Source organism: Martelella sp. FOR1707 (genome assembly GCF_053484265.1).
Genome location: NZ_JBAKFP010000009.1, coordinates 108,077 through 121,474 on the forward strand (window position 1 = coordinate 108,077; position 13,398 = coordinate 121,474).

Consider the following 13,398-nt stretch of genomic DNA (forward strand, 5'->3'; position numbering starts at 1 on the left):
AGCGTTAGATGGAGCAATCGATTTCCCATGATCGTCGCCTGTCCCCATATCCAGACACGAAGTTTTCTATAATTGGCGGGGCTATTCAATACCGCCAAGCCATGTCGAGCAGAGGAACTTTCGATGGCGCCACCCGTTGGGGGACTAAACAGAACAAAGGATTCCGACATGGCTATGAACTCGCTCAAAGACATCTACCTCGACCAGCTGCAGGACATCTGGAGCGCGAACACGCAGTGCCTGCCCGTCGTGACCGAGCTCGGCCGCGCCGCAAAGGACGAGGATTTGTCCGAGGCGCTTATCGATGGCGGCAACGGCATTGCCGACGGTATCGCCCAGATAGAAAAGCTGTGCAATGATCACGGCATCAAGCCAAACGCGGAGCATTGCAAGGGTATGGAAGGCCTCGTGAAGGAAGCGCGCAAGCATGGCCTGTCCGATGAGATCACGGACGCTGACGTGCGCGACGCCGCCATCATCCCACAATACCAGCGCATGGTACATTACGCACTTGCGGGCTACGGCACGCTGGCCGCCTTCGCCAACCGCCTCGGTCTGGACGGTGACGCGGCGATTTTGCAGAATTGTCTCGACCAGACCTATGACGGCGACCGCCGCATGACAGAGATCGCCACGAAGGGCGGGGTCAACAAGGACGCCGCGTCCTGAATTTTGTTCGCAACCGGAAAGGGGCCGTACGAAAGATGGTGCGGCCCCTGACGCTTTGGAGACCTGCCTGTCAGGTTACGGTCCCATAGCGGCTGTTTTGGAGCGCAACTTTTTTGCCGAAACGAGAAAGCCGATGCCGCTAGAGTATCCGTCTTGGTCAAAAAGCCAGCTTGACCAAGACGGATACTCTTAGATCGGAGGTCGAAAGCAATCCTCAGCCCCAGCTGAATGGCGGGCCTTCCTCGCGGAAGCGGTCGAACTGTTCGATGGCCTTGATCGACCGGCCATTGTCGATCGCGGCGAGGTCGAGGATCACGGTGTTGGCGACGGTCATGGGCACGACGAGCGATTGCGACTGGCCAAGCGCGCCGCGCGAGACCGTGATGTGATGATCCGGCGGCGGGTTGAACCGGCCGCCGGCGACATCGGTAATGGCGAGCGTCGTTGCGCCGCGGTCGGCCGCCACGGCGCGAATATCATGCATCAGCGGCGGTGGGCTGCGGAAGGCGAAGAGCCAGAGCACGTCGTCTTCCGCCATGGTCATCAGCGTTTCGCGCATCAGGTTCGGCGTTGCCGTCAGGTCGGTGGCGTTGTAGCCGGAGCGGTTCAGGCGGAGGTTCACCAGGTGGGCGAGCGCGCCGAAGTGGCCGAGACCGACCACGAAGATCCGCCGGCAATCGCGAACGGTCTCGGAAAACCGCCGGATCTGGCCGTCATTGACCGCTTTTCGAGCGGTCTCAAGGGCGGCAATCTCGCTGTCGATGACAGAGGAGACGAGGGCGCCCTCATCGGCGCGCAGCAGCCGGGCTGCCACGCGGGCGGCGCCATTGTCGAAATCCTCGCCCTCGTCGACCAGGCTGTTCTGCAGGAAGGTGCGGAACTCGGGATAGCCGTCGAAGCCGAGCCGGCGCGCCAGACGGACGGCGGAGGAGGGGTGAAGCCCGGCACGGTTTGAAATCTCGCGGCCGTTTTCAAGCGCGGCCCGCATCGGGTTCTGCATCAGCACGTCGAGGAGGCGGGTATCGGCCGCCGTCAGCCGCCCGGCATTGATCGCCACGAGCTCACTCAGGTGTTGGGGAATATCATCTGCTCTGTCCATGTCCTGCCCGGTGTCAGCCTTCCTGAACGGCGAATTCACGGCGCGCGCCGGTCTCGCTGTCGAAGAAATGCGCGGCCTTCATGTCGCAGGCGATCCAGCAATCATCGAGATCGGCGGGAAGCGCGCTGCGGTGGGCGGTCAGCGTAACCCGGCCGGCCGGCGTCTCGCAATGGAGCACGACGTCCGAGCCCGTCATTTCGCTCAGGGTGACGCTGGCGGGAAGCGCGGTGCCCGCGGGTTTCGAGCCGACCAGCGTCAGCGCGTCCGAACGCAGGCCTATGGTCAGGTCAGACGGAATGCCGGCGCTCTTCAGCTTGGCGGCTTCGAGGAAGTTCATTTCCGGCGCGCCGATGAAGGAGGCGACGAAGCGGTTCGCCGGTCGGTCGTAGATCGCCTCGGGCGTGTCGAACTGCTGCAGGTGGCCGTCCTTCATCACGGCGATCCGGTCGGCAAGCGACAGCGCCTCGGTCTGGTCGTGAGTGACATAGATGATCGTGGCCTTCAGCGTCTTGTGCAGTTCCTTGATCTCGCGGCGCATGACGACGCGCAGCGCGTTGTCGAGGTTCGAGAGCGGCTCGTCCATCAGGAAGGTCGAGGTCTCGCGGGCGATTGCCCGGCCCATGGCGACGCGCTGGCGCTGGCCGCCGGAAAGGGCTGCGGGCTTGCGGTCAAGATAGGGCTCGAGCTGCAGCGTGCGGGCAACGTCCTCAGCCCTGGCGTTGCGCGCCTTCTTCGGCATGCCGCGCAGTTCCAGTCCGAAGGCGATGTTTTCCCGCACCGTCATGTGCGGATAGAGCGCGTAGTTCTGGAAGATCATCGCGATGTCGCGGTCCTGCGGGGCGATGTCGTTGGAGCGTTTGCCGCCGAGGATGATGTCGCCCTCGCGGCAGGTTTCGAGCCCCGCGATCAGGCGCAGTAATGTCGACTTGCCGCAGCCGGAGGGGCCGACGATGACGATGAATTCGCCGGGGGCGATATCCATCGACACGCCGTGCAGCACGGTCGGCCCGCGATCATAGGATTTGCGGATATTCTTCAGTGTAATGCGGCTCATGGTCTTGTCTCCTGGCGGGCATTACGGATGGAAAGGGCAAGGGTCGGGCGGTCGGTGGTGAACACCTTGACGCCGAGATCGAAGGCCTTTTCGATCTGTGGTCGGGTATGTGCGGCCCAGCAGCCGAAGCCGAGGCCGGCCTTTTCCACCATCGCCTTCAACGCGTTGCTGGCGGTATCGATGTTGACGCCGATTTCGGTAATGCCGCGCAGCCGAGCGATTTCGATCACGCCGCGCGCGCCGAGCTGGGTGAGGATCGCGGGCGAGACCAGCCACAGCGCCGGCCGTTCTGTGGCTGCGGCAAGGTCTGTCAGCGTGTCGAGCAGGAAGGAGGAGAAGGTCGCGGTGGCAAGCTTTCCGCCGGCATCGAGCGCGGCGATGGCTTTCGGCACGAAACCGGGATAGGGGCGACCGTCGTGGCCGGGCTTGATCTCGCAGCGGAAGGCGACGGGGCTTTCGGCGAAGATGGCGCAGAGCTCCTCGACGTAGAGCGGATGGCGGAACCCGGCGCCGGTATGGTCGACGACCGCAGCGCGCACCTCGGCGGCCGTCATCGCCGCAATCACGCCGCAGGTATCGGTGGTGCGGTCGAGGGTCGCGTCGTGATGGACGATGATGCGGCCGTCGGCGGTCGGGTGCAGGTCGAACTCGACCTCGTCGACGGCCATGGCCGCTGTCGCGGTGAAACCCGCCCAGGTGCTGTCGCCGAACTCGAGCGTACCGCCGCGATGGGATGCAATGCGTGTCACTGTGGTCTTTCCAGTCATGGTCATGTTTATTTCACGGCGCCCATGGTGATGCCGCGGATCAGGTGGCGTTCGACGAGGACGAAGCCGAGGATCACCGGAAGGAGCGAGATGGTGGAGGCGGCCATCACCAGCGGCCAGTCGATGAGGCCTTCGCCGGGGTTGAGGCGGTAGAGATGGGCGAGGCCGACCTGCAGGGTGTAGAGGTTCTCGCGGCTGGTGGCGACCAGCGGCCAGATGTAGTTGTTCCACTCGCCGATGAAGATGTAGAGCCCCATCGAAAGGATGGCGGGCTTGGCGATCGGCACGATCACGCGCCACAGCACTTTCATGGGCGTCGCGCCATCCATATAGGCGGCCTCATCGAGCGCACGCGGAATGCCGCGGATATATTGCCGGAGGAAGAAGGCGGCGAAGCCGTTCGAGATCGCCGGCAGGATCAGCCCGGCATAGGTGTCCAGCAGGCCGGCATCGGCAAGGGTCAGATAGTTCGGGATGAGGCTGATATGGCTCGGGATCATCAGCGTCGCCACCGTTGCGGCAAACAGCAGGTTGTTGCCGGGGAAGGTGAAGCGGGCGAAGGCGAAGGCCGCCATCGTGGCGAAGGCCGTGCCGATGACGGTGACCGCGCCGGAAACGATGATGCTGTTGAACAGATAGCGGGCGAAATTGTACTGGCCGACAGCGACCTCGTAGTTGATGAGGGTGAAATGCACCGTGCCGGTATAGTAGGCCGTCGAGGTCTGGAACGACATCCAGATCGAATAGAGCACCGGCGACAGGAAGAGCAGGCCGGCGACAAGGGCGAGGCCGGAGAGGATGGGGTTGTCAGGCTTCATAATGAACCCTCCGTCCGAGGACGCGCGACTTGAACACGGCAAGCCCCACCAGAAGGATGAACAGCAGGACCGCGAGCGCCGAGCCCTGGCCGATATCGAAGAGGGTGAAGCCGATCTGGTAGAGCCGGTTGACGAGAAGGTCGGTGGCGCCCGCCGGCCCGCCCTTGGTCATGACGTCGACAAGTGTGAACACCTGGAAAGCCTCGATCACCGAAATGACCAGCAGGAAGTAGGTGGTCGGCATGACGAGGGGAAAGGTGACCCGGCGGAACACATGCGCCTTCCTGCCGCCGTCGACGGCAGCGGCGTCGTAGAGCTCCTGCGGGATCGCCTGCAGGCCGGCAATATAGATGACCACGTCATAGCCGAGCTGTTTCCAGGTGTTGATGAAGATCAGCACGCCGAGCGCCAGGTCCGGGTTCTGCATCCACCGCACCTTGTCGATGCCGACCATGCCGAGAAGGCCGTTCATCATCCCGAAATCGGTGGCGAACACCCAGGAGAACACCACGGCGATGGAGACCGTCGAGGTCACGGACGGCAGGAACAGGGCGCCGCGCAGGATGCGCCGGGCAAACGTCTCGCGGGTCAGTGCGCTTGCAAACCAGAGTGCCAGGCCGAGCCGGATCGGCACGGAGATGACGGCGAAGACGGTCGTGACCCACAGCGAATTCCAGAACGCATCCGAGCGGAACAGGACCCGGTAATTGTCGAAGCCGACAAAGGGCTTGTCGGCCGACATGAAGTCCCACTGGCGGAAACTGAGATCGACGCTGGTGACGATCGGGATATAGGTGAACACCGCGATGAACAGCATCAGCGGCAGGACGAAGAGATAGGGTGTCAGCTTGCGCAGCATAAGCGGGCTTCCTTGGCCGTCACGGACAGGGCGGCAGGCCGGTTGCGGTTCGGCCCGCGCGCCGGGATGGGCGCACGGGCCTTTGGGATGACCTGAATTCAGGGCTTAGTTGGAAAGGCGGGTCGCCTCTTCGCGGGTGCGGGCGGCGAAGTCCTCAAGCGCCGGCTGCACGTCCTTGGTGCCGAGCGCCATGGCCTGCCAGACGTCGTATTCGTTGGCGCGCATCCAGGTGACGACCGGCGGGCGCGGACGGCCGCGGGCGAAGTCGAGCTGGTCGATGGCAACCGTGATGCCCTCTTCGTTGGCGATCGCTTCGGCCGCACGCGGCTGGTCAGCGGTCTTCTTGTTGATCGGCATGTAGCCGGTCGCGGCAAACCAGATCGCGTTCGATTCCGGGTTGGCCGCGAACGAGATGAACTTGTAGGCCGCGTCCTTCACATCCTCATCGGCGGAGGACAGGATGCCGATGCCGGCGCCGCCGATCGGAACCGAGCAGACCTTGTTGCAGGGCATGGGCAGCACGACGACGCTATCGCCGAGCGCCTTGTTGACGTCGCCGTAGTCGCCGGTCGAGTTCATCATCATGCCGGCGTGGCCGGAGAGGAAGATCTGCTTGTCGGTCGATTCCTCCGTGACGCCGTCAGGCGAGGCGACGCCGTCCTTCACCAGCGAGGCCATCCACTCGTAGGCTTCGACCGTGTTCGGGCTGTCGATGAGAATGTCGCCGGACTTGGAGTCGATCAGGTCGCTGTCGTTCGACATGATCAGGCCCCAGCGGGCGAACTGGCCCGGGGACGTCATGCCCATGACATCTTCACCGCCCAGAGTATCGGTGATCTTCGAGGCGGCGGACTTGATGTCGTCATAGGTGACGAGCGGCGGCAGCTCGGCGTAGCCGGCCTTCTCGAAAACGTCCTTGTTGACGTAGAGAACAGGCGTCGAGGAGTTGAACGGGATGATGTAGTTCTTGTCCTGATAGACGCCGACCTCGCGGGCGAAGTCGAAGAGATCGCCGGAAAGCGGATCGTTGGCGAGCTGTTCGGAAAGATCTTCAAGCACGCCGCGATCGGCGAACAGGCCGTAGCGGGTGACCTCCATAATCACCGCGTCAGGCGCGCGGCGGGCCGGAATGGCCGCCTGGAGCTTGGCGACGATGTCGTTGTAATTGCCGATGAACTGGGCATCGATATGGACGTCGGGGTTCGCGGCTTCGAAATTGTCGATGATCTCGGCAAGGGCTTTGCCGTTTTCGCGATCGTCGGCGAAGCTGTGCCAGAATTCGACGGTGGTCTCGGCCGCGAAAGCAGCGGATGCCGTCAGGGTAAGTGCGCCGGCGAGAAGGCATGCGGAAAGTCTGTTCATGGGGATGATCCTTTGCAATCATAATTGCAGTGTGATGGCTTCTTGCAATTATTCTGCCATGACGACAGTCCGATGAATGGAAGATGAAGCTTTGACAACAAAGGCAAGCCTGGGTCCCGGCTTCGCATCGTCGGCGCTCAAGGGGGCGAGGCATTCTCCGGGTTGGGCCTCCGGCTATGTGTGGAGAATCCTTCCGCCAGGCCAGAGGCAGGTGCGGTCCCCTAGGTCCGCAGGCCCGTGGCCGCCCGAAAGCGCGCCTCATTTTTCAACTGCTTGCATATGATCGGTCGGCTTCCGGATTGGCGGCGAGCGCGGCGAAGCCGGCGCTGGTATATGCGCCCATAATACCGGTCCATGGATGCGCTGGAAACGGCCTTTCCCGGCCGCCTGTTCGATCAGAACTTGTTTGCCGATGGGCAGATGGGCTAACGATCCCTGCAGCCGAGGGAGCGTCTTCGTGGACTATACGACTTATCTGGACCAGGCCATTCTCGCCTTCGTCGATGAAACAGTGGCCTTCTACCCTTCGGACCTGAAGGGTGACGACTGGGACGGGCAGCGGGCGGCTTACAATCGCATGGCGGCGCATTTTCATGCCGGACGACCGGTAGGGCTTACGGTTCTTGACGGGACGGTCGCCAGCGTGCCGGTTCGCTTTTATGGGGCAGAGACCGATACGGTGATTGTCTATGCCCATGGCGGCGGCTTTGTGCTGGGCGGGCTGGAGAGCCATGACGATGTTTGCGCGGAAATTGCCGTCGCGACCGGCGCTCAGGTGGTGTCCGTCGCCTACAGGCTGGCGCCGGAGCATCGCCATCCGGCCGCCTATGATGATGCGATGTCCGTCGTGCGCGCGCTTGCGGAGGCGCACCGGCTTGTGCTTTGCGGCGATAGTGCCGGCGCGTCGCTCTGCGCCTGCGTGGCCGGAACGTGGATGGGGCCGGCGCTTGCCGGGCAGGTGCTGATCTATCCCTCGCTCGGCTTCGCGCCGGAGGGCGGAAGCTTCGAGACCCACGCCCATGCGCCGCTGCTTTCCCGCGACGAGTTGCGCGGCTATGGCGATGTGCGCGGCGGCACGCCGGATGATCCAGGCGCCACGCCGCGGTCCGGCGATCTCACCCGCCTGCCGCCGACCTTCATCTATCCCGCCGAATGCGATCCGCTGCACGATGATGCGCTGCGTTATCAGGCCGCCGCGCAAGCCGTCGGCGCCACCGTTGAGGTCGAGACGGGGCGAGGGCTGGTGCATGGCTGGCTGCGGGCCCGCCACCGCAGCCAGAGGGCGGCGGATATGTTCCGGCGGATCACGGAGCGGCTCTCGCTCCTATGCCATGGCGGCTGAAGGCCGGTCACGGCTTCGTTTCGATCTTGCGCAGCGGGTGACCATAGGCCTTGCGAAAGGCCTTGCTGAGGGCGGGGGCGTTCGAATAGCCGGAGCGGATCGCGATTTCGCGCAGGCCCAGCGCCGTGTTTTCCGCCATTTCGCGGGCGTGGGCCAGCCTGATGTTCTGGTAATACTGCCCCGGCGACATGCCGAGCTCGGCCTTGAACAGCCGGTTGAGGGTGCGGGTCGACATGTGGGCGCGCTCGGCAAGCGCGCTGAGAGAAAGCGGATTTTCGATCGTTTCCACCATGATGTTGATGATGGCGTCCATCTTGCTGCGACCTGGCACGGAAAGCGCCGTCGGCATGCGCGCGCCGTCGCGCTGCGGGCTTGCATCATGCATGAACATGGATGACACCATGAACGCTCTGGCCGCGCCAAACTCCTCGGTGATGAAGGCGAGAATCAGTTCCAGCGCCGTCGAGGCGCCGCCGCAGCTCCACAGCCGTCCTTCCTTGACGTAGCTTGCCTGGCTGACGTGAACGTCCGGAAAGGTCTCCGCAAATTCGCTGATTACCGACCAGTGCAGCGTTGCCGTCAGATCGTCCAGGAGGCCGGTCGAGGCGAGCATCCAGGCGCCGGCGTCCGCGCCTATAACGTAGCGGCTCTGTCGGGCGAGCGCCATCACGAGGCGCTGGTTTTCAGGCGTCGGATGCTGGCGGTAGCCGTTGCTGGAGACGATGACCAGAAGATCGGAAGCCTCGATGTCCTCGCGCTTTGCCGTGGGGATGAGCAGCAGGTGCGACGAGCTCTCAACCGGCGCGTCGTCAGCGCTGATGACCTGCCATCTGATATCTTCCCGATAAAGATCGTGAACCATGCGAAGCGGTTCGAGAAGACAGGAGAAGACCAGGTTCGAAAAGCCATCAAGGAGCAGGAATGTGACGTTCATGGGGCGAAATTGGCTTTATTGGACAATAAAATGGCAGAATAGGATAAAACGCCTGCGCATGGCTACCCTATTCTCCTGCCCATCGAAACCGTCAGTCCTCGCGACAGCGCGCCTCAGGCCCGTCGCCTGGACAATCGGACGAGCCGGTGACGAAGTCTTCCCTGACGGGGGCATGCCCATCCCAAGCGGCATGTGACTGTTTTTCCACCGGGTCATGCACATGGCAGCGCGCCGCGTGCCGGGATGCCTGTCGCATCCGAAGTCCGATTCATACCTGCATGTTAAACGCTGCGCAGGGCGTCAATCTGCGCCAGAAAAACTTGGAATCCGCACCCGACCATCAACCTCAGGGCCGGTTTGTGCGCGACGAGAATTTTCGCTCTCCGCCTCTCCACGACGGGAGCGACACAACAGGAGTATTCATGCCGCTGACAATGAACAGGGATGTCTTCATCACGTGTGCCGTAACCGGTTCAGGCAGTACCCAGGACCGCTCGCCCCATGTTCCCCGTTCGCCGGAAGCGATTGCACAAAGCGCCATCGATGCCGCCAAGGCGGGCGCCGCCATCGTTCACTGTCATGTCCGCGATCCCGAAACCGGCGCGCCGTCGCGCCTTCCCGCACTCTATCGCGAAGTGACCGACCGCATCCGCGATGCGGAGGTCGATGTGGTGCTGAACCTCACCGCCGGCATGGGCGGCGATATCACTTTCGGTTCCACGGAAAGGCCGGTGCCGGTCAACGAGGCCGGAACCGACATGATCGGCGCTGCCGAACGCGTCGTCCACATCGCCGAATGCCTGCCGGAACTGTGCACGCTCGATTGCGGCACGATGAATTTCGCCGAAGCCGATTACGTGATGACAAATACGCCCGGCATGCTGCGCGCCATGGGGCAGATGATGACCGATCTTGGCGTGAAGCCAGAAATCGAGGCGTTTGATACCGGCCATCTCTGGTTTGCCAAGCAGCTGGTCAAGGAAGGCGTTCTGACGTCGCCGGCGCTGGTGCAGCTGTGCATGGGCGTTCCGTGGGGCGCGCCCAACGACCTCAACACCTTCATGGCCATGGTCAACAATGTGCCGGAAGACTGGCACTGGTCGGCCTTCTCGCTCGGCCGTGACCAGATGCCCTATGCGGCGGCGGCCATGCTGGCCGGCGGCAATATCCGCGTCGGTCTGGAAGACAATATCTATCTGTCGAAGGGCGTGCTCGCCACCAATGCCCAGCTTGTCGAAAAGGCCGTGACGGTTGCCGAGAATATGGGCGCCCGCATCGTTGGTCCGGAGGCCGTGCGTGAGACGCTCGGTCTCGTCAAGCGCGCGCCGAAGGGTGCTGCGTGATGAGCGGAGATGGTCTAGCGAAGGCAGCGATTATCGGCGGCGGCGTGATTGGCGGCGGCTGGGCCGCGCGCTTCCTGCTGAACGGTTTCGACGTTGCGGTGTTCGATCCCGACCCGGAAGCCGAGCGGAAGATCGGCGAAGTCATCGCCAACGCCCGTCGCGCGCTGCCGGCTCTCTACGACAAGCCGTTGCCTGCCGAGGGGACGCTGGCCTTCTGCGCGACACTTGAAGAGGCCGTTGCCGGCGCCATCTGGGTGCAGGAAAGCGTGCCGGAACGGTTGGCGCTGAAGCATGAAACCCACGCTGCCATTTCTGCGGCGGCAGGGCAGGGTACGATCATCGGTTCGTCCACGTCCGGTTTCAAACCGTCTGAGCTGAATGAAAAGGGCGCCCGCGCCATCGTCGCCCACCCGTTCAATCCGGTCTATCTGTTGCCGCTGGTCGAGCTCGTTGGCGACAAGGCGACCTGCGAAAAGGCCGCCGAGATCCTCCGCTCCATCGGCATGTATCCGCTGACGGTGAAGAAGGAAATCGATGCCCATATCGGCGATCGCCTTCTGGAGGCGATCTGGCGGGAAAGCCTGTGGCTGGTGAAGGACGGCGTTGCCACCACCGAGGATATCGACGAGGCGATCCGCATGGGCTTTGGCCTGCGCTTTGCCCAGATGGGCCTGTTCGAGACCTACCGCATCGCCGGTGGCGAGGCAGGCATGAAGCATTTCATGGCGCAGTTCGGCCCGGCGCTGTCCTGGCCGTGGACGAAGCTGATGGACGTGCCAGAATTCAACGACGCGCTTGTCGAACTGATCGCCGGTCAGTCGGACGACCAGTCCGGGAATAAGTCCATTCGTGAACTGGAGCGGGAGCGCGACGACAATCTTGTCGGTATCCTGCGGGCGCTGAAGATCAGCGACAACGCCGCCGGCAAGGTCGTGTCGGCGCATGAGGCCGATCTTGTTGTCACCGGCGAGCGCGACGGCCTTCCCGTGACGCTCAGCCGCCAGGTACCGTCGTCATGGACCGATTATAACGGCCACATGAACGAGGCTTTTTATCTGGAGGCCGGCTCCAAGGCGACGGACGGCTTCATGGCGCTGATCGGCGCGGGTGCCGCGTATATCGCTGGCGGCCTCAGCTATTTCACCGTTGAAAGCCATGTGCGCTATCTGAACGAGGTTCACGAGGGCGACCGGCTGACGGCGACGACGCAGCTGCTCTCCGGCCAGGGCAAGAAGATGCATCTCTACCACCGGCTTTTCCGCGGTGATGACGAACTGGCAGCCACGGTCGAGACGCTGCTGCTGCACACCGACCTAAATGCCCGTCGCACCTGCCTGCCGAAAGGTGAGGTCGCGGAAAAGCTGGCGGAATTCGAGCGTAAGCATGCCGATTTCGATGCCGATGGCGCTGGCCGCTTTGTCGGCGAGCGCCCCGGCACCCGTTAGCTGCGACCGGGCAAAGTTTCATTCGGGCTCGTACCAACACTTTTATTCCGCCCACTCTGAGAGGCATGCGAGCCGCCTCGTTTGCGGACAAACCCAAACCAAGACGGAAGCAAAAATGAAAAAATTTCGGAAATCTCTCACAACCAGCATGTTGAAGAGCGGCATGTCGCGTCGCGCATTCATCGCCCGAACCACGGCGCTCGGCGTTGGCGCTGTGGCCGCCAATTCGATGTTCGGCCGCATGGCCATGGCGCAGGAGCCGGTCAAGGGCGGCACGCTGCGCATGGGCCTTGGCGGCGGCTCGTCCACCACCTCGCTCGACCCGGCGCTGATTGCCAGCCAGGTGCCGTTCCACGTCGTTCGCGCCTATGGCGAACAGTTGCTCGAAGTGAACGCCGATGGTTCGCTGAACCCGCGTCTGGCGGAATCTTTCGAAGCCTCCGACGATGCCAAGACCTGGACCTTCAAGATCCGCCAGGGCGTCAAGTTCCACAATGGCGAGACGATGACGCCGGAAGATGTGCGCCAGACGCTGCTGCGCCATTCTGATGAGGATTCCAAGTCCGGCGCGCTCGGCATCATGCGCGGCATCTCCGATATCCGCGTAGATGGCGAAAACCTGATCGTCGAAGTCGACGTGCCGACGGCCGACCTTCCTTATCTCCTTTCCGATTTCCATCTGGCGATCCAGCCGGGCGGTGGCCGCGAAGACCCGACTGCCGGTATCGGTACCGGCGCCTACAGAATAGTCGAGGCGGAACCCGGCGTTCGTTACACCTTCGAAAAGTTTGAGGACTACTGGGACGACAGCCGTGGTCACTTCGACACGATCGAGATGACCATCATCAACGATGCGACGGCGCGCAATGCCGCCCTTCAGTCCGGTCAGGTCGATATCGTCAACCAGGTCGCACCCCGCGTCGCAGGCCTTCTTGACCGTGCGCCGAACATCACTGTCGACCATGTTGCTGGTCGTGGCCATTACGTCTTCATCATGCAGTGCGACCAGCCGCCCTTCGACAACAAGGAACTGCGCAACGCCCTGAAATACGCCATCAACCGCGAGGAAATGGTCGAAAAGATCCTGCGTGGCTATGGCTCGGTCGGTAACGACTTCCCGATCAACGAAAGCTATCCGTTGTTCGATGACAGTATCGAGCAGCGCCATTACGATCCGGAGAAGGCCGCCGAACTCTACAAGGCTTCCGGTCATGACGGCAGCCCGATCATTCTGCGCGTTGCCGAAACCGCCTTCCCGGGTGCAGTTGATGCCGCGCAGCTCTTCCAGCAGAGCGCACAGGCTGCCGGCATTCCGCTGCAGATTCAGCGCGAGCCCGATGACGGCTACTGGTCGGATGTCTGGAACAACACGCCGTTCTGCGCCTCCTACTGGGATGGCCGTCCGGTTCAGGACCAGATGTACACCACGGCCTATCTGTCGAGCGCCGACTGGAACGACACCCACTTCTACAATGAGGAGTTCGACGAGCTTCTTCTGCAGGCCAAGGGTGAACTGGATCAGGCAACCCGCAAGGATCAGTACAGCCAGATGGCACAGATCCTGCGTGACGAGGGCGGTCTCATCTGCCCGATGTTCAACGAGTTCGTTCAGGCTGTCAGCACCGATGTTCAGGGCTGGGAAGAAAATGGCGTCTTCGAGCTCATGAACGGTCTTGCTCCCGTAAAATGCTGGAAGGCTTGAGGCG

General features: G+C 62.7%; 12 protein-coding genes. 5 read left to right on the plus strand and 7 right to left on the minus strand.

The annotated features are described in order from the left end of the window. Nucleotides 1-168 precede the first annotated feature (168 nt). A complete protein-coding gene (locus V6765_RS21575) occupies nucleotides 169-669 on the plus strand; it encodes a ferritin-like domain-containing protein (RefSeq protein ID WP_448432654.1) in 501 nt (166 codons plus the stop codon). A 214-nt stretch (nucleotides 670-883) separates the two neighbouring features. Here the strand turns inward: V6765_RS21575 and V6765_RS21580 are convergent, their stop codons facing one another. The 6 genes from V6765_RS21580 to V6765_RS21605 all read right to left on the minus strand — a co-directional run bounded on the left by V6765_RS21580 (nucleotide 884) and on the right by V6765_RS21605 (nucleotide 6,628). Then, the gene (locus tag V6765_RS21580) at nucleotides 884-1,768 is read right to left on the minus strand and encodes a MurR/RpiR family transcriptional regulator (RefSeq protein WP_448432656.1); all 885 of its coding nucleotides are present in this window, start codon (nucleotides 1,766-1,768) and stop codon (nucleotides 884-886) included. A 13-nt stretch (nucleotides 1,769-1,781) separates the two neighbouring features. Next, nucleotides 1,782-2,822 carry an ABC transporter ATP-binding protein gene (locus V6765_RS21585; protein WP_448432658.1) on the minus strand — a complete coding sequence of 347 codons (1,041 nt, stop codon included), beginning with the start codon at nucleotides 2,820-2,822 and terminating at the stop codon, nucleotides 1,782-1,784. Then, the gene (locus tag V6765_RS21590; RefSeq protein ID WP_448432660.1) at nucleotides 2,819-3,595 is read right to left on the minus strand and encodes a glycerophosphodiester phosphodiesterase family protein; all 777 of its coding nucleotides are present in this window, start codon (nucleotides 3,593-3,595) and stop codon (nucleotides 2,819-2,821) included. Before V6765_RS21590 ends, V6765_RS21585 begins: the two co-directional genes overlap by 4 nt. Before the next feature lie 2 nt (nucleotides 3,596-3,597). Next, the gene (locus V6765_RS21595) at nucleotides 3,598-4,407 is read right to left on the minus strand and encodes a carbohydrate ABC transporter permease (RefSeq protein WP_448432662.1); all 810 of its coding nucleotides are present in this window, start codon (nucleotides 4,405-4,407) and stop codon (nucleotides 3,598-3,600) included. Beyond that, complete coding sequence (locus V6765_RS21600; protein ID WP_448432664.1) at nucleotides 4,397-5,266, minus strand: carbohydrate ABC transporter permease; 870 nt, start codon at nucleotides 5,264-5,266, stop codon at nucleotides 4,397-4,399. Before V6765_RS21600 ends, V6765_RS21595 begins: the two co-directional genes overlap by 11 nt. Nucleotides 5,267-5,371: 105 nt before the next feature. Next, nucleotides 5,372-6,628, minus strand: a complete 1,257-nt coding sequence (locus tag V6765_RS21605; protein ID WP_448432666.1) for an ABC transporter substrate-binding protein — start codon at nucleotides 6,626-6,628, stop codon at nucleotides 5,372-5,374. 457 nt (nucleotides 6,629-7,085) lie between these two features. Between V6765_RS21605 and V6765_RS21610 the strand changes: the two genes are divergently transcribed. Next, the gene (locus tag V6765_RS21610; protein WP_448432668.1) at nucleotides 7,086-7,970 is read left to right on the plus strand and encodes an alpha/beta hydrolase; all 885 of its coding nucleotides are present in this window, start codon (nucleotides 7,086-7,088) and stop codon (nucleotides 7,968-7,970) included. A 7-nt stretch (nucleotides 7,971-7,977) separates the two neighbouring features. Here V6765_RS21610 and V6765_RS21615 read toward each other — a convergent pair whose 3' ends face one another. Continuing rightward, nucleotides 7,978-8,904 carry a GlxA family transcriptional regulator gene (locus V6765_RS21615; RefSeq protein WP_448432670.1) on the minus strand — a complete coding sequence of 309 codons (927 nt, stop codon included), beginning with the start codon at nucleotides 8,902-8,904 and terminating at the stop codon, nucleotides 7,978-7,980. A 422-nt stretch (nucleotides 8,905-9,326) separates the two neighbouring features. On the opposite strand from V6765_RS21615, the gene V6765_RS21620 reads away from it, so the two are divergent. From V6765_RS21620 to V6765_RS21630, 3 genes are all read left to right on the plus strand, one after another. Next, nucleotides 9,327-10,247, plus strand: a complete 921-nt coding sequence (locus tag V6765_RS21620; RefSeq protein ID WP_448432672.1) for a 3-keto-5-aminohexanoate cleavage protein — start codon at nucleotides 9,327-9,329, stop codon at nucleotides 10,245-10,247. Beyond that, nucleotides 10,247-11,692 (plus strand): carnitine 3-dehydrogenase, encoded by a 1,446-nt coding sequence (locus V6765_RS21625; protein ID WP_448432674.1) that lies wholly within the window; start codon nucleotides 10,247-10,249, stop codon nucleotides 11,690-11,692. The genes V6765_RS21620 and V6765_RS21625 overlap by 1 nt, the downstream gene beginning before the upstream one ends. A 115-nt stretch (nucleotides 11,693-11,807) precedes the next feature. Beyond that, entirely contained in the window at nucleotides 11,808-13,394 is a 1,587-nt protein-coding gene (locus V6765_RS21630; RefSeq protein WP_448432676.1) for an ABC transporter substrate-binding protein, read from the plus strand. Nucleotides 13,395-13,398: the final 4 nt, after the last annotated feature.